This is a genomic window from Nocardioides sp. JS614, from assembly GCF_000015265.1.
Lineage (GTDB): Bacteria > Actinomycetota > Actinomycetes > Propionibacteriales > Nocardioidaceae > Nocardioides.
Map to the genome: position 1 here is coordinate 4,320,728 of NC_008699.1, position 15,162 is coordinate 4,335,889.

14 protein-coding genes are annotated in these 15,162 nt (G+C 70.0%); 3 read left to right on the top strand and 11 right to left on the bottom strand.

All coding sequences use genetic code 11. From position 1 onward, the window contains the following. Window positions 1-3 precede the first annotated feature (3 nt). From NOCA_RS22165 to NOCA_RS22190, 6 genes are all read right to left on the bottom strand, one after another. Window positions 4-1,080 carry an ABC transporter ATP-binding protein gene (locus NOCA_RS22165; RefSeq protein WP_011757516.1) on the bottom strand — a complete coding sequence of 359 codons (1,077 nt, stop codon included), beginning with the start codon at window positions 1,078-1,080 and terminating at the stop codon, window positions 4-6. Further along, the gene (locus NOCA_RS22170; RefSeq protein WP_011757517.1) at window positions 1,077-2,096 is read right to left on the bottom strand and encodes an ABC transporter ATP-binding protein; all 1,020 of its coding nucleotides are present in this window, start codon (window positions 2,094-2,096) and stop codon (window positions 1,077-1,079) included. Before NOCA_RS22170 ends, NOCA_RS22165 begins: the two co-directional genes overlap by 4 nt. After that, on the bottom strand, window positions 2,083-3,117 hold the full coding sequence (locus tag NOCA_RS22175; protein ID WP_049774440.1) for an ABC transporter permease: 1,035 nt from the start codon (window positions 3,115-3,117) through the stop codon (window positions 2,083-2,085). The genes NOCA_RS22170 and NOCA_RS22175 overlap by 14 nt, the downstream gene beginning before the upstream one ends. Window positions 3,118-3,119: 2 nt before the next feature. Further along, on the bottom strand, window positions 3,120-4,085 hold the full coding sequence (locus NOCA_RS22180) for an ABC transporter permease (protein WP_011757519.1): 966 nt from the start codon (window positions 4,083-4,085) through the stop codon (window positions 3,120-3,122). A gap of 190 nt (window positions 4,086-4,275) precedes the next feature. Beyond that, window positions 4,276-5,292 carry a hypothetical protein gene (locus tag NOCA_RS22185; RefSeq protein ID WP_011757520.1) on the bottom strand — a complete coding sequence of 339 codons (1,017 nt, stop codon included), beginning with the start codon at window positions 5,290-5,292 and terminating at the stop codon, window positions 4,276-4,278. Between the two features lie 167 nt (window positions 5,293-5,459). Further along, window positions 5,460-6,269: an IclR family transcriptional regulator gene (locus NOCA_RS22190; protein ID WP_011757521.1), complete on the bottom strand. Its 810-nt coding sequence runs from the start codon at window positions 6,267-6,269 to the stop codon at window positions 5,460-5,462. A 301-nt stretch (window positions 6,270-6,570) separates the two neighbouring features. Between NOCA_RS22190 and NOCA_RS22195 the strand changes: the two genes are divergently transcribed. Then, window positions 6,571-8,097, top strand: a complete 1,527-nt coding sequence (locus NOCA_RS22195; protein WP_011757522.1) for a class I adenylate-forming enzyme family protein — start codon at window positions 6,571-6,573, stop codon at window positions 8,095-8,097. 25 nt (window positions 8,098-8,122) lie between these two features. Next, on the top strand, window positions 8,123-8,848 hold the full coding sequence (locus tag NOCA_RS27245; RefSeq protein ID WP_140404022.1) for a hypothetical protein: 726 nt from the start codon (window positions 8,123-8,125) through the stop codon (window positions 8,846-8,848). Between the two features lie 30 nt (window positions 8,849-8,878). On the opposite strand, the gene NOCA_RS27250 is transcribed toward NOCA_RS27245, so the two are convergent. Next, window positions 8,879-9,439 (bottom strand): hypothetical protein, encoded by a 561-nt coding sequence (locus NOCA_RS27250; RefSeq protein ID WP_011757524.1) that lies wholly within the window; start codon window positions 9,437-9,439, stop codon window positions 8,879-8,881. A gap of 119 nt (window positions 9,440-9,558) precedes the next feature. On the opposite strand from NOCA_RS27250, the gene NOCA_RS27255 reads away from it, so the two are divergent. After that, window positions 9,559-10,578 (top strand): MDR family NADP-dependent oxidoreductase, encoded by a 1,020-nt coding sequence (locus NOCA_RS27255; RefSeq protein WP_011757525.1) that lies wholly within the window; start codon window positions 9,559-9,561, stop codon window positions 10,576-10,578. Between the two features lie 20 nt (window positions 10,579-10,598). Here the strand turns inward: NOCA_RS27255 and NOCA_RS22215 are convergent, their stop codons facing one another. The 4 genes from NOCA_RS22215 to NOCA_RS22230 are packed head-to-tail and all read right to left on the bottom strand — an operon-like array spanning window position 10,599 to window position 15,161. After that, window positions 10,599-12,050, bottom strand: a complete 1,452-nt coding sequence (locus NOCA_RS22215) for an amidohydrolase family protein (protein WP_011757526.1) — start codon at window positions 12,048-12,050, stop codon at window positions 10,599-10,601. Continuing rightward, the gene (locus tag NOCA_RS22220) at window positions 12,047-12,532 is read right to left on the bottom strand and encodes a YybH family protein (protein WP_083768225.1); all 486 of its coding nucleotides are present in this window, start codon (window positions 12,530-12,532) and stop codon (window positions 12,047-12,049) included. Before NOCA_RS22220 ends, NOCA_RS22215 begins: the two co-directional genes overlap by 4 nt. A 59-nt stretch (window positions 12,533-12,591) precedes the next feature. Continuing rightward, a complete protein-coding gene (locus tag NOCA_RS22225) occupies window positions 12,592-13,341 on the bottom strand; it encodes an ABC transporter ATP-binding protein (protein WP_011757528.1) in 750 nt (249 codons plus the stop codon). Next, window positions 13,338-15,161 carry a branched-chain amino acid ABC transporter ATP-binding protein/permease gene (locus NOCA_RS22230; protein WP_041546820.1) on the bottom strand — a complete coding sequence of 608 codons (1,824 nt, stop codon included), beginning with the start codon at window positions 15,159-15,161 and terminating at the stop codon, window positions 13,338-13,340. Before NOCA_RS22230 ends, NOCA_RS22225 begins: the two co-directional genes overlap by 4 nt. Between the last annotated feature and the right edge of the window lies 1 nt (window position 15,162).

The following is a 15,162-nucleotide window of genomic DNA, read 5'->3' on the forward strand; positions in this document are numbered from 1 at the left end:
GAGCTAGCGGTCGACGACCGGCAACGCTGTCGCGCCTGCCGATGGTGGAGCCGCCGGGATCGCATGGCAGGCAGCCTGCTGGCCCGTCGCCTTGCGCTCCAGCGTCGGGTACTCGACCTTGCAGATGTCCATCGCGATCGGGCACCGCGGGTGGTAGTGGCAGCCCGAGGGCCGGTTGATCGCACTGGGCACCTCACCCAGGGGAGCCGCCACAGTCTTGCGCTGACGAGGGTCCGGCTTGGGAGCCGCGGTGAACAGCGCCTTGGTGTACGGGTGCTGTGGCGACCGCTCGAGCTCGATCCTGGTTCCCACCTCGACGATGCGGCCGAGGTACATGACCGCGACGTGGTCGGCGATGTAGGAGACGACCGAGAGGTCGTGGCTGATGAACATCAGCGTCAGGCCGAGCTCGTCCTTGAGGTCGGTGAGCAGGTTCATCACCTGGGCGCGGACACTCACGTCCAGGCTCGCGGTCGGCTCGTCAGCGACCAGGAACTCGGGACCGGTCGCGAGCGCTCGCGCGACGCCGACGCGCTGCAGCTGGCCGCCGCTCACCTCGTGGGGGAAGCGGTAGAGGAAGTCGCGGTTCAGGCCCACGAGCTCGAGCAGCTCGGTCGCGCGGGTCCGGCGCGACGCCGCGTCCCCGATGTCGTGGACCCGCAGCGGCTCGGCGATGATGTCGATGAGCCGGTTGCGCCGGTTCACCGAGGAGTACGGGTTCTGGAAGATCATCTGCATGTGGCGGCGCTGGCGGCGCAACTCCTCGCCGGACATGGACGTGACGTCCTTGCCCGCGAGCGAGATCGTGCCGGAGGTCGGCTCCTCGAGCCGAAGGATCGTCCGGCCCATGGTCGACTTGCCCGACCCGCTCTCACCGATGACGGCCAGCGTCTCCCGCGGCAGGATGTCGAGGGTCACGCCGTCGAGGGCGTGGACGACCTCGCCCTTGCCCCGCAAGCGCTTGACCAGTCCTCCGCCCACCGGGAAGTGGGTCTTCAGCTCCGTCACCGACACGATCGGCGTCGGCGTCGGTCTGGCGCCGCGGTCCGTCGCGGCGGGGCCGCGGGTGGGACTGCTCATACCGATGCCCTCCTAGCGAGCGCGGGTTCGGCGACGAGGTGGCAGGCGGCCACACCCCCACCGTCGGTGGTGGTGGGCGCCAGCGTCGGCTTGACGGTGTCGCAGACCTCGCCCAGATAGCGGTCGCAGCGGGCTGCGAACGCGCAGCCGGGGACCTTCTCGTCCAGGCCCGGGACCGCACCCCGCATGGCGTAGAGCCGCTGGCCATCGTGCGGGAAGTGGGGGATCGCCTTGAGCAGCTGCTCGGTGTAGGGATGCTGCGGCGACTCGAACAGCTGGTACACGTCCGCGACCTCGACCACCCGACCGGCGTACATGACGACCACCTTGTCGCACATCTCGGCAACCACCGAGAGGTCGTGGGTGACGAGCACCAGCGCCAGGTTCCGCTCGGCCCGCAGCCGGCGTAGCAGCTCGAGGACCTGCGCCTCGATCGTGACGTCGAGGCTCGTGGTGGGCTCGTCGGCGAGCAGCACCTTGAGGTCCTTGCTCGCACACGCGACCGCGATCATGATCCGCTGCAGCTGGCCCTGGCTGAACTGGAACGGGTAGGACTTCAGCTTGCCCCGCCCGTCTATCCCGACCCCGGCGAGCAGCCGGATGATCTCGTCGTCGTAGTCGTTGCGATTCAGGTCGGGCCGGTGGAGGCCGAGGACGCGCCGGAACTGGCTTCCGATCGTCCACGACGGATTGAACGAGTTGATCGGGTCCTGGAAGATCATCGACATCTCGCCGCCCCGGATCCGACGGTTCTCCTCCGCGCTCAGGGCGCGCAGGTCGCGACCGCAGAGCGCGATCTCGTCCGCGGCCACCTCCGCGGGCGGGCGCAGCATGCCGAGGATCGACTTCAGCGCGGTGCTCTTGCCCGATCCGCTCTCCCCCACCAGCCCGACCACCTCGCCGGGCCGCACGGAGAGCGAGAGGTCCTGGACCGCCGGGACCGGATGCCCGCGGAACTGGTAGGTCGTGTTCAGGCCGGAGATCCGGAGGACCTCCTCGTGCTCAGGCGTGCTCATCGGTGTCGTCCTCCTCGACCTGCGACCGCTCCTCCGACGCCTTGCCACGCGACCGGCGTCTCCGTCCAGCTGCCGCGGTCCTGGCGCGCGGGTCCAGCTCGTCACGCAGCTGGTCGCCCAGCAGGTTGAAGACGAGCACGAACAGGGCGATGGCCACGGACGGGAACAGCACGAGCCACCACGCACCGAGCGTGACGTACTGACGGGCGTCAGCGAGCATCGTCCCCCAGCTCGCCCCCGGCGGCTGGACGCCGAGACCCAGGAACGACACCGCTGCCTCGACGGTGACCGCCATCGCCAGGCCGAACGCCGCCTGCACGACCAGCGGGGCCGCGATGTTGGGCAGCAGGTTGCGGAACAAGACGTCACGGCCGCGGCCTCCGAACGAGCGGACGGCGAGCACGTAGTCCTCACGCATCTCGGCCAGGACGCTGGCTCGGGCGATGCGGGCGAAGACCGGGATCAGCACGACGCCGATCGCCGCGGACACCAGTGCCTCCGGCCCGATCGGGATCGGCCCGAGCGACAGGTCGCGTTGACCGATCACGCCTGTGATCACCGGGACGAGGACCAGCAGCGGGAAGGCCAAGATCACGTCCATCAACCGCATGATGATGCTGTCGCGGGCCTTTCCGGAGCGCATGCCGGCCAGCATGCCGAGCAACGTGCCGAGCGCCATCGCCACGAGGACCGCCACGAAGCCGACCAGGATGGAGATCCGCGACCCGTAGAGGAACCGGGAGAAGACGTCGCGGCCGACCGAGTCCGTCCCCATCCAGTGGTCCACGCTCGGCGGAGCGAGCGCGTCGTCGCCGAGCTCACCGAGCCCATGGGGAGCGAAGAAGGGACCGATCAGCGCGAGCAGCAGGAAGAAGGCGACACCGACGAGACTCAGCAGCGACAGCCGGCGCGACGCGAGCCGCCGGAGCAGCCCCACCTCACCCACGCGGTGGACGGACGCGGCGGCGACGAGTGCACCGGGGGCCTGGTCGACCGCCGGCGCAGCAGGGACCTGGGTCATCCTCATTCCTTCCCGGAGCCGTAGGCGACCCGGATCCGTGGGTTGATCACCCCGTAGAGGAGGTCGACGATGATGTTGATGAAGACGAAGACAGCCGCGATGAACATCATCACGCCGATCGTCACCGGGTAGTCGCGGATGGTGAAGGACTCGACGAGCAGCCGACCGAGGCCGGGAATGCCGAAGACGGTCTCCACGACCACCGAGCCTCCGAGCAGGAACCCCGCTTGCACGCCGAGCACGGTGACGACCGGGAGCAGCGCGTTGCGGAGGGTGTCCTTCCAGATGATCACCCGCTCGCGCACGCCCATCGCACGCGCCGCGGACACGTAGTCCTGGCCGAGCACCTCGAGCATGCTCGACCGCGCCAGGCGGGCGACGAGCCCGATCTGGGGAGCGGCGAGCGCGACCGCCGGAAGCACGGTGTACTTCAGGCTCTCCACCGGATCTTCGCCGAGACTCACGAAGCCCTGGTACGGCATGATCCCCGGGAACCACCAGCCGAACGAGAGCACCAAGAAGAGCGCGACCACGAAGTTCGGCACCGAGATGCCCGCCAGCGAGCCCACCCGGATCAGCTGGTCGGTGAACCGGTTGGCACGCAGGGCCGAGACGACGCCGAGGGGCAGGCCGATCGCGACGATGAACAGCAGCGCCACCGCGGCCAGCTGCAGGGTGGTCGGCAGCCGATGGGCGATCACCTCGGTGACCGGCGACTTGTCGGTGTAGGAGGTGCCGAAGTCGAACCGGACGACGTCGGTGACCCACGCCCAGTACTGGGCCCAGACGGGGTCGTCCAGCCGCATCTCCTGCCGGGCGCGCTCCAGCGCCTCGGGCGGAGCCTCGAGACCGACCGACAGCAGGGCCGGGTCACCCGGGGCGAGTCGGAGGAGCGTGAAGGCCACGATCGAGATCAGGATCAGGACCGGGATCGAGGACAGGAGCCGCGACGTCGCCATCCTCAGCATGTGCCCACCCGCTCCACCGCGTCGGCGCTGGCTGTCGTCTTCATTCCGCCTCCGGGGTCACGCAGGTCCACCGACGACCTGCGTCGCAAGACTGCTCACGAGGTGCATTCCACAGTGAGAAACGTCGTTTCAGTTTCTCTATCGTGCTTGCCGCGAGCGCTCAGGTCAAGCGATTCCGAGGATTCGTCGCTCAGTCGCCGGGTCCCGGCCTGTTCCCGGCCTGCTCCGGTACCGGCTCCTGGGCGGCCACCTCCACGACCAGGTGCGGGATCTGGTGGGGAGGGTGGATCAGGACAGCACGAGCCCCGGCGAACGGCGACAGATCGAGGCCCGTGGTGCCGACGACGGACTCCCCGGCACGGGCACGGACCGCGTCGAGGTCGTCCGCGAGGACGACGGCGCCGAGGAGCCCACGCCGCGGCGGGGCGGGGCGGCCGAGCAGCGAGCCACCGACGTCGGCCGGGAGCCCGTAGTCGATCAGGCCGAGGTACGGCTCCCGCGTCGACGGGCCGACGTTGCGCGAGCGGAGCTGAAGCGGCGCGTCGACCCCCAGCAGGTCCGCGAACGACGGGTCGTGGATAGCGTACTCGTAGACGACGTCCCAGCCGAAGACCTCGGCATAGAACCGCACGGCGGGTTCGGCGTCGCTGAGTGGAGCCGAGATGCTCTGCACCTCGCTCACCCGTCGGTCGGTGACCTGGGCGAAGTCGCGGAAGAACCCGGCCGGTCCGCCGAGGAACGCCGTCACGACGTTGTCCGGGCCCCACAGGTGCGCCTCCCGGAACCTGCCCTCGGGCAGGTCGTACTCCGCCTCGGCCTCAACGACCTCATAGCCGAGCCCCCGGGCGTGCTCGAGCGCCGCCTCGTAGTCGGGTGCGTAGAAGTCGATCACCTTGAGGGCGTCGCGGTCGACCCGGGTCGCGTACGAGCGGACCGTCTCCTCGCAGACCGGGTCGAAGCGGCACAGGACGACACCGGACGCAGTGGCCGGGGTCTGCAACGCGACCAGATCCACCCGGTCGAGGGCGACGCCGAAGAGCGCCTCGGCGCGGCCGCCATCCAGGGTGTGGCGGCCGGCCACCTCCATGCCGAACACGTCGCAGAAGAGGCGTTCGTGCGCCTCGACGTCACCGGTCGAGATCAGCGGCCCGAACACCCGGTGGGCGTGGGCCCCAGGGGCGGCAGAGCGGGAATGGGATGTCGGCATGAACCGTCCTCCTTGACGTGCGGCCGTGGCGGCCGGTCGGGCGGGCAGGGCGATCGATCGGTCCTCGCGCACGGTGAGCACCTGCACCCCGTGACGAGGCGCAGGTCAGCGGCCGTTCGGCGCGGTTGCCACCCCGGCGACCGCGCCCGGTGCGGCGACCCCGGTCGCTACCCGTCGAACCCGAACTGACGCGACAGCGTTCGGGTGGCGTGCAGCAGCGCGTCACGGCAGCCCTCGAACTCCGCGGAGAAGCGCTCGAGCGGCCCACACACGCTGACCACGGCCACGGCGTAGCCGTCGTGTCCTCGAACGGGTGCGGCGACAGAGGCCGCGCCGTTCTTCCGCTCGGCGGATGACCGGGCCCAGCCCTGCTCTCGGACCGCGGCCAGATCCTCGCGCAGCATGCCCGGATCGATGATGGTGGAAGCGGTCATCGACTGCAGCGGGCCGGAGGAGATGTACGCCTCGATCTTGTCCTCCGGCAAGAACGCCAGGAGGGCTCGCGACGACGCGCCGGCGTGCAGCGGATACGGCTCACCGAGAGTGACGGCCATGATCACCTCACGCTCGGGGGTGATCTGGTCGACGTAGACCCGGGAGCGGTCACCCACCCGCACCGAGAGCGTCGCCGTCTCGTCGGTGCGCGCAGTGAGCTCCTGCAGGTAGGGGCGACCCACCCTCCGGACGTCGATGCGCTCGAGATAGGTCAGCCCGAGCTTCATCGCCGAGACGCCCAGCGAGTACCGGCGGGTTCGCTCGTCGAGCTCAACGAGCCCACGGCTGCGCAGCGAGGCCAGCACCCGGTGCACGGCGGCCTTGGAGAGACCGAGCTCCTCGGCGATCTCGGTCACGCCGAAGTCGGTTTGAGGCGTCGAGGCGAAGTGCATCAAGATGTCGGCCGCGCGCTCGACCGTGGCGATCGTGGCGCTCCCGCTCTCCGCTCCGTCGACAAGGGTGGATCGGGACCTGGGGGACATTGCTCACTTCCTCTGAGTCGCCTTCATCGAACGGCGGCGTCGCGACATCGGTGACCCGATTCCGCCTGCGGCGGACGACCCGGGACGATGTTAGTCGCCGGGGTCGGGTCGATACAGCGTTCCAACAAGATCGGTTGTCCCACGATTCCCACTCCGCACGCAAGCCGGGGCACGAGCGACGAGCCGCGAGGCAAGGCAGGCCGCCGCGCCTCGAGCCACGGCCCGCGGCGCATCCGGCGCTTCCCTGGACACGGTACCGAAAATATGGAACGTTGTTCCAATAAACGGAATCGAGGTTCGTATGCCGATCTCACCCGGTGGGGCACAGCTCAACATCGCCAACGGGGTGCGAGAGTTCGCCCGCGGAACACCGCGTCAGCCCGCCGTCATCGACGGCGAGCGCATGCTCACCTACGCCCAGCTGGGAGACCGTGCGGCCCGCTTGGCCAACGCGCTCGTCGCGCGCGGCGTGCGCCCCGGCGAGCACGTCGCGGTCTGCGTCGGCAACCGCCTCGAGCATCCCGAGATCGCCTGTGGGATCGCCATGGCGGGGCTGGTGATCGTGCCGCTGAACCCGCGGTACACCGAGCCCGAAGCCCGCTACATCATCGAACACTCCGGCGCGCGTGCGGTGATCACCGAGGCACACCTGGCCAGCGTGGTCACCCCTGCCGCTGCCGACCAGGGGGCGTTCGTCGTGGTCCTCGGCACGAGTCCGGACTTCGAGTCCTACGACGAGGTCCTGGCGGCGTCCTCGCCCGAGGACCCCGAGTACCCGGTGGACGAGACAGAGCCGTTCTGCATCGCGTACACCTCCGGGACCACCGGCCGCCCCAAGGGGGTGATGATCAGTCACCGCTCCCGCGCGCTGACGTTCTACCAGGCCGCCACCGAGTGGGGCCTGGGCACCGGGCGGACCTCGCTGGCCGTAGCGCCGATGTACCACGGCGCCGGGTTCGCCTTCGGCTACGCCCCGGTGTTCACCGGAGGCACCGTCGTGATGCTGCCCAAATGGTCGCCCGAGCAGATGCTCGAGCTCGCCGAGCGCCACCGCGTGCAGTCGATCTTCCTCGTGCCCGCCCACGCCCAGATGCTCCGGCGCCTGGGAGGCGAGGCGATCGCGACACGAGACCTCTCCAGTCTCGACACGCTGTACTTCAACGCCGCCGCCCTGCCCTTCGAGCTGAAGAAGTGGGTGATCGAGTCCTTCCCGGGTGCCGGCGTCCACGAGCTCTACGGCTCGACCGAGAGCGGCATCATCACCAACCTGCGCCCGGTGGACATGCTGCGCAAGCCCGGGTCCGTCGGCCAGCCATGGTTCATGACCGAGATCCGGGTGGTCGACCTGGACGGCGCGCCCGTCGGACCCGGCGGCATGGGCGAGCTCTACAGCCGGTCGCCGTACCTCATGCTCGGCTACTACAACGACCCCGACGCGACGGCGAGGTGCACGAGCGAGGACGGCTTCGTCACCTGTGGGGACCTGGTCCGCCTGGACGACGAGGGGTATGTCCACATCGTCGGCCGCAGCAGCGACATGATCGTGTCGGGCGGGATCAACATCTACCCGCGCGAGGTCGAGGACGTGCTCGCGCGCCACCCGAGCGTCACCGACGTGGCCGTGGTCGGACGGTCGTCCGAAGAATGGGGCGAGGAGGTCACCGCGTACGTCGTGCTCGCGTCCGGGGTCACGCTCGACGTCGAGAGCCTGGAGGCGCACTGCCGGGAGTCGCTGGCCGGCTACAAGATCCCCCGCAGGTGGCACGTCATCGGCGAGCTGCCGCGCAACGCCGCCGGCAAGGTCGTCAAACGCGATATCCCGGACTGAGCAACCCGAACGGAGAACCATGGACGTGGCCACTGTGATCGAGCCGGCCGTCGGCTTCGACCTGCACAGCTTCGCGATCTTCCTGCACATCATGCTGCTCACCTACTGGCTGGGCAGCGACATCGGCGTGTTCTACTCGAGCAGGTTCGTGGTGGATCCCCAGGTCTCGGGCCAGGGGCGCGCGATCGCGATGAAGATCATGCACATGGTGGATCTCGCGCCACGGATCTGCCTCATCCTGATGCTGCCCAGCGGTGTCACGCTGATGGCGGCGACCCCGCTCGGTGAGGACATCTTCTACGGCTGGCCGCTCGCGCTCGCCTGGGTCGGCGGCCTCCTCTGGCTGGCCATCATGCTGGCCGCGTTCTTCCGCTCCCCCGCCCGGCACGCCGACCTGACCGCCCGGACCGACCTGATCGTGCGATCACTGGTCGCCGTCGGACTTCTCGTCGCCGCCGGCTACGCGTTCCTCGTCTCCGAGCCGTTCGGGGTGGAGACCAACCCCAAGTGGCTCGCGGGCAAGGTTGCCGCGTACGCCCTCTGCATCGTCTCGGGCGTCATGATCCGGGTCTCGCTCAAGCCCTTCGCGCCGGCCTTCGGGCAGCTGATGAGCAGCGGCTCCACCCCCGAGGTCGAGGCGGCCATCAGCGGCTCGATGCGGCGGGCCATCCCGTGGGTGCTCGCGATCTGGTTCTTCGTGGCCCTCGCCGCATTCCTCGGCGTGGTCAAGCCCGGCACACTGGCCGGGTAGCCGCGAGTCCGGCCCCGCGGCGCGGGCGGGTCAGGCCCAGGTGCGCAGGTGCACGATCGCCGCGTCGAGCGTCGGCGCCCGGCCGGCCGGCACCCATTCCCAGAGCCGCGCAGCTGGGTCGAGCACGTCGGCACCGAGACCGCCGGCAGGGTGCGGCGCGCCGATCTCGTACGCACCGGGGACCTCCGGCGCCGCCTGGCGCAGCACGCCGGCACCCTGCCGGTGCACCGGCAGTTGCGGCGACCGCTCCGCGGGGCGGCCGCGGTGCCACACCGGCGCGGCGGAGAACCAGGCCAGGACCAGCGCGCCGGTCTCGCTGGAGCTCTCGGCGCGCAGCGTCCGCGGCGGCAGGTAGGCGTAGTCGCCTTCTCCGAACCGGTCGCCCACGACGATGCTCCCGTGGAGCACGACGAACTCCTCCGCAGCCGCATAGTGACCCACGACGGGGCGCGACCAGCCCGGCGGGAACCGCACGAGCGACACCGACGCTCCGTCCGCCCCGGAGTGCAGCCGGCTCAGCCGCACGGGCGGCTCCGCCCCGGGGATCGCCACCTCGATCCAGTCCTTCACGTCATCGAGTCGTACGGCCATCCGAGACCTCTCCTCCACGCTCGTCCCTTGCGATCGGCGCCGGCGCGAAGAGGTGCCTCACCCGACCACATTCGGCTATTCTGGAATACCGTTCCGCACAACGCAACAGGAGGGACTCGGTGTTGACGCCTCCCCGCCACACCCGGGCCGTGGTGCTGCAGCGCCGCCCGCAGGGCCCCCCGCGGCCTGATGACTTCGCGCTCGTCCAGCAGCCGCTCCCCCGGCCACATCGCGGCGCTGTCGTGGTCGGGGTCGCGGACCTCTCGCTGGACCCGTACCTGCGCTCGGTGCTGGGCGCCGGGCACCTGGCTCAGGCCGCTCTCGCGCTGGGCAGCGCGGTGGTCCCGGGTACGGCGGTGGCCATCGTCCTCGAGTCCGAGCATCCGTCGTTCGCCCCCGGCGACTGGGTGGTCGGCGACATCGGATGGCGCGAGCACGGGATCGTGGACGGTGACGCGCTCCGGCCGGTCCCGGTCATCGACGGGCTACCGCGATCCGCCGTCCTCGGCGCCGCCGGGATGCCGGGACTGACGGCCTACGCTGCGCTGGAGCGCCACCTGCGTCCCCAACACGGGGAGACCGTGGCCATCTCGTCCGCCACCGGTGGCGTCGGCGCCACCGCCGGACAGCTCGCGGCCGCCCGTGGTGCACGGACGGTCGCCATCGTCGGCTCGGCGGAGAAGGCGGCGGACGCGCTGGAGCTGGGCTATGAGGCGGCCGTAGTCCGGACGACGTCGGACTGGGCCACCGACCTCGCGCGAGCCTGTCCCGACGGGATCGACGGCTACCTCCACATGGGGGACCAGCAAACGCTCGACTGCGTCCTGGACCGGCTGAGCGTCGGCGCTCGGATCTCCCTCTGCGGCCTCATGGACCAGTACAACGACGGCCCCCGCACGGTCCTCGACGCCGGCAAGGTCATGTCGGCCCGCGCGAGCGTGCACGGCATGGTGGTCTACGACCACCAGGACCTGGCGACGGTGCATCGTGAGGCGGTGGCGAGCCTGGTCGCGGCCGACCAGCTACGGCTCCACGAGCACCGCACGATCGGGCTGGCCAGCGCGCCCGCCGCCTTCTGTGAGCTGATGTCGGGCGCCAACCGCGGCAAGGCCGTCGTCGAGGTCGCCAGCTTCTCCTGACGCTTCGGCACACGCCCCGCTCAGGAGGCCGGCTGACCGCCTCGCTCGCCCACCCAGCGCCAGCGGCTCCGCTGCCGGTAGGCCCGGGCCAGACCGGTGTGGGCGTCCATCTCGAGGGCCATCCGGTTGCCGTGCGCGATGACGTCGTCGTGCTCCCACGCGACGACTCGACCGTCGTCGACCACCACGCGCCCGTCGACCAGCACGGTCCGCACCGCGCTCGGGCTGAAGGAGTAGACCAGGTTCGACGGCCAGGTGGCGTGCGGGACCAGCTCCGGCTTGTTCAACGTGGCCACCACGATGTCGGCACGCTTGCCGGCTCCGAGCGAGCCGATGCGGTCCTCCATGCCGATGGCCCGCGCTCCACCGAGAGTGGCCAGCTCCAGGGCGAGCTCGGCCGATCCCCACCCGGCGCCGAAGCGCGACTTCTGCAGGAACATGGCGGTCTTCATGACCTCCCACATGTTCTGGCCGTTGTTGGTGGACGCCCCGTCGGTGCCGAGTCCCACTCGCACGCCTGCTTCGAGCATCTCCGAGAGGGGTGCCAGACCCGAGGCGTACATCAGGTTCGCCACGGGATTGTGGGAGACCCCGGTCCTGCTCTCGGCGAGCAGTGCACGCTCGCGGTCGTCGTTCCACACGCAGTGGGCGACCAACAGGTGCGGCCCGAGGACACCCAGGTCGTGCAGGCGCTCGACGGACCCTTTGCCGAAGCGGTACTGCGCCTCGTCGCGCTCGTCGGGAGAGCTCGCGACGTGCATCGTCATCCGGGTGCCCCGGTCCCGGGCGTAGCGAGCGAACTCCGTGACCATGTCCGCCGAGCAGCGAAGCACGCCGAGGGCTTCAGGGACCACCTCGAGGAGGTCCGAGCCGTAGCCGGATCGCAGCCGGTCCACCTCGGCCAACGCCGCGTCGATGTCCTCGCGAACGTCAGGGGGGACGGCCTGACTGGAGTCGTGGTCGTCGGCGGAGTCCACCGAGATGCGGGCCACGACCGAGCGCGAACCGGACTCGGTGACGGCCGCCAACACCCCGTCGAGCGTGTCGCGGGCGGGGACGCCGAACTCACCCACGACCGTGGTCGTCACGCCGCCGAGCAGGTTCTCGGCCAGGGCGACCCGCGCCCCGTGGTACGTCGCCTCCCGGGTGTTGGCGCGCAACGAGGGCCACATCCCCTTCTCCACCCAGTCGGCGAGGGGCAACTCGTCGAAGAGGCCTCGGGAGATGCCGTTCGACAGGTGCGTGTGGCAGTTGACCAGCCCCGGCAACACCACGTGTCCATCGAGGTCGCGGACCTCCCGAGCGCGGGGCACGTCGCCGTCGTCGGCCCCGACCGAGAGGATCTCCTGGCCGCGCACGGCGACGTAGCCCCTCTCGTAGACCGTGCGGTCCGCGTCCATCGTGACGACCGTGGCACCGCGTAGGAGCAGGTCAGCGGTCTCGACCTCCGGGCCGGCCGGCTGGTCCGTCACGATCCGGCCGTGGGCAGAGGCGTCGCACCTTCGGGCCACCAGTCGCCGGATCCATAGGGGTCGACGAGCGGCTGCGAGCCGTGCTCGTGGACGATCCGCCAGCGGCCGTCCTCAGGCCGGAGCAACCAGGTCATCCGCAGCCGCAACGGAGCGTGCTCCGCCGGCTGGGAGCCCTCGGCCGACCGGACCTGGTAGTCCACGACCCCCAGGACCGCCGACAGTGCGGGCGTCTCGATCACCTGCGGACCCTCCACCCAGCTGAAGGAGTCGATGCCGATCCCGGTGTCGAAGTACGCGCGCCAGCCCTGGGCGACGTTGTCGCCACCGCGCGTGGTCCAGCGCGGCCCCTCGACGTACATATAGGCGTCGGCAGCGCTCGTGAACGAGTCGAGCACGGCGTCGAGGTCGCGGTCGATGACGCCTCGGAGCATTCCTTCGGCGGCGGCCAGTGGGGTGTTTCCGGACAAGACGTCTCCCTCCATCGGGGGCTGCTGATCGGGTTGCGGTGTGTCGCGAAGTGGGAAGCTGCGCTCGGCGCCGGTCACGAGGTGGCCAGCCCCCCGAAGTACACGCTGCGCACCTGGTCGTCCTCTCGCAGCGCCTCAGCGGGACCGCTGGCGACGACCCGCCCCTGGCTCAGGAGATAGGCGTCGTCGGCGAACCGGAGGGCACGGTCGGCCGCCTGCTCGACCAGGAGGATCGACAGCTGTTGCTGGTCTCGGATCGTGCCCAAGAAGTCGTACAGCTCGTCGACGATCTTGGGTGCCAGGCCCAGGCTCGGCTCGTCGAGGATGAGCAGGCTGGGACGCGTCATCATCGCGCGACCCACGGCCAGCATCTGTGCCTCGCCCCCGGACAGGCTGCCCGCGAGTTGGTCGAGCCGGTCGGCCAGACGAGGGAACAGCTCGAGAACCGAGGCGAGCGTCTCGTCGAAGACCGGGCGCTGACGCCGCCAGATGAAGCCCCCCAGCTCGAGGTTCTCCTTGACGGTGTGCGCCGGGAAGATCCGGCGGCCCTCCGGCACCAAGCCCACCCCCAGCTTGGTGACGCGCGAGGCCACGACACCGTTGGTGCGGCGGCCGTTGATCCTGATCTCACCGCGCGCGGGCCTCAAGAGGCCGCAGATGGCCTTGAGCGTGGTGGTCTTGCCCGCCCCGTTGGGACCGAGCAGGGTGACCACACGGCTTCGCCCCACCGCCAGGCTGACGTCGCGGACCGCGTCGACGTGACCGAACCTGACGCGGAGGTTCGACACCTCCAGCAGGGCCGGGTCCGAGCTCGCGGTCGTCATACGGTCGCGCCTCCCAGGTAGGCCTCCCGGACGACGGGAGAGTCGACGATCTCTTGCGGCGTGCCGTGGGCGATCACCTCACCGAAGTTCAGAACCGTGACCCGGTCGGACAGCGGGAGGACGAAGCCCATGTTGTGCTCGATCAGGAGGAGCGCGATCCCGAACTGCCTGAGCGTGCGCAGCAGGCTGTCCAGTTGCGCGAGGTCACCCGGCGTCAGTCCCGTCGCGGGCTCGTCCAGGATGAGGACGGTCGGACGGGTCGCGACGGCGCGGACGACCTCGACCAGCCGCTTCTGGCCATGCGACAACGACGACGCGGACAGGTGGACCAGGCTCTCGAGCCCGACCGCGCGCAAGAGGAGCCGGACCTGCTGGCGACGCTCGCGCTCGGCACGCAGATACCCGGGAGTCCGCACGATGGCTGGCAGCCAGCCCGATCGGCCCCAGCCGTACATGCCGGTGAGGACGTTGTCCTCCACGGTTCCGCCCTCGAAGAGGTGCGGCTCCTGGAAGACGCGGGTCACCCCACGCTTGGCCACCGCGTGCGGGCGCTTGGGCAACGGCCTCCCACCGACCACCACGGTGCCGGAGTCACGTTGGATGTGGGCGGTGATGCAGCCGGCCATGGTCGACTTGCCAGCGCCGTTGGGTCCGATGAGCGCGTGGATCTCGCCCGGGTAAAGCTCCAGGTCGACACCGCCCAGGGCGCGCACTCCGCCATACATCTTGCCGACGTCCTGGCACCTCATCACCGGCTCGGCGCCACTCGTGCTGTTCTGCAGGAGCGCCAGGGACTCGGACTCGTCCGGTGGCGGCACCGCTGGATGCGCGGCGACACTGACCCAACGTCCGAACCTGGTCGACATCCAGGTGCCGACGATGCCCTTGGGGAGGATGAGAATGCAGGCCAACAAGAAGAGTCCCAGGATCAGCTGCGCGTTCTCACCCGAGCCACGCAGCTCGTGCTGAACGGCGGTGACGACGACCATGCCGAGCACGGGACCCAGCAGGGTCCCGAACCCTCCGAGGAAGATCGCGATGAACAGTGGCAGCTGGGGCCCCTGGTCGGCGACCTCGGGACTGATGAAGTTCAGGTGCATCGCGAACAGCGCGCCCGAGAAGCCTGCCAGGGCGCCGGCGATGGCGAAGGCGAGCAGCCGTGCGGCGGGAACGTTGATGCCCAGGCTGGAAGCGGTCTCCGGAGACTGACGGAGCGCGTGGAACCCTCGTCCGGCCGGCGACTTCACCAGGTTCCTCGTGACCAGGTAGCAGCCGATCGCCATCACCAGGCACAGGTAGTAGAACGACTGGGTATCGAGAGGGGCACCGTTCAGCTGCGGGCGCGGGACGCCGGGCAGGCCGTTGAAGCCGCCGGTCACCGACCCCCACTGCTCGATCACCTGGATGAGCACCAGGTCGAAGCTCAACGTGATCAGGCCCCAGTAGATGTTGGTGGCGCGAGCCGATACCAGGCTGATCAGGATGCAGAACAGGACAGTGACGACGACACCCAGCAGGATCCCGAGCCAGGGGTTGACTCCCCATCGAAGCGCCGAGATGCCCAGGGTGTAGCCGGCGACGGCCAGCAACCCTGTGTGGACGAACGAGAGCAGCCCGGCGATGCCCATCGCCAGGTTGAGCGAGATGGCCAGCATGGTCAGGATCAGGGCGGTCGTGGCCAGGTCGACGTAGTAGGACTGCTGGGGGCCGAACCCCACCGCGATCTGGGGCCAGAGTGCCAGCACGCCCAGGCACGCGACGGCCGCGAGCGCGCTGACGATCCGGGCGGAGCTGCGAGAGCGCAGGTCGAAGGACGCCATC

What these genes read in the sequence shown, in the direction of transcription:
- NOCA_RS22165 (WP_011757516.1), bottom strand. Translation starts at nt 1,080, where the DNA reads ATGAGCAGTCCCACCCGCGGCCCCGCCGCGACGGACCGCGGCGCCAGA.
- NOCA_RS22170 (WP_011757517.1), bottom strand. Translation starts at nt 2,096, where the DNA reads ATGAGCACGCCTGAGCACGAGGAGGTCCTCCGGATCTCCGGCCTGAAC.
- NOCA_RS22175 (WP_049774440.1), bottom strand. Translation starts at nt 3,117, where the DNA reads ATGACCCAGGTCCCTGCTGCGCCGGCGGTCGACCAGGCCCCCGGTGCA.
- NOCA_RS22180 (WP_011757519.1), bottom strand. Translation starts at nt 4,085, where the DNA reads ATGCTGAGGATGGCGACGTCGCGGCTCCTGTCCTCGATCCCGGTCCTG.
- NOCA_RS22185 (WP_011757520.1), bottom strand. Translation starts at nt 5,292, where the DNA reads ATGCCGACATCCCATTCCCGCTCTGCCGCCCCTGGGGCCCACGCCCAC.
- NOCA_RS22190 (WP_011757521.1), bottom strand. Translation starts at nt 6,269, where the DNA reads ATGTCCCCCAGGTCCCGATCCACCCTTGTCGACGGAGCGGAGAGCGGG.
- NOCA_RS22195 (WP_011757522.1), top strand. Translation starts at nt 6,571, where the DNA reads ATGCCGATCTCACCCGGTGGGGCACAGCTCAACATCGCCAACGGGGTG.
- NOCA_RS27250 (WP_011757524.1), bottom strand. Translation starts at nt 9,439, where the DNA reads ATGGCCGTACGACTCGATGACGTGAAGGACTGGATCGAGGTGGCGATC.
- NOCA_RS22220 (WP_083768225.1), bottom strand. Translation starts at nt 12,532, where the DNA reads ATGGAGGGAGACGTCTTGTCCGGAAACACCCCACTGGCCGCCGCCGAA.
- NOCA_RS22225 (WP_011757528.1), bottom strand. Translation starts at nt 13,341, where the DNA reads ATGACGACCGCGAGCTCGGACCCGGCCCTGCTGGAGGTGTCGAACCTC.
- NOCA_RS22230 (WP_041546820.1), bottom strand. Translation starts at nt 15,161, where the DNA reads ATGGCGTCCTTCGACCTGCGCTCTCGCAGCTCCGCCCGGATCGTCAGC.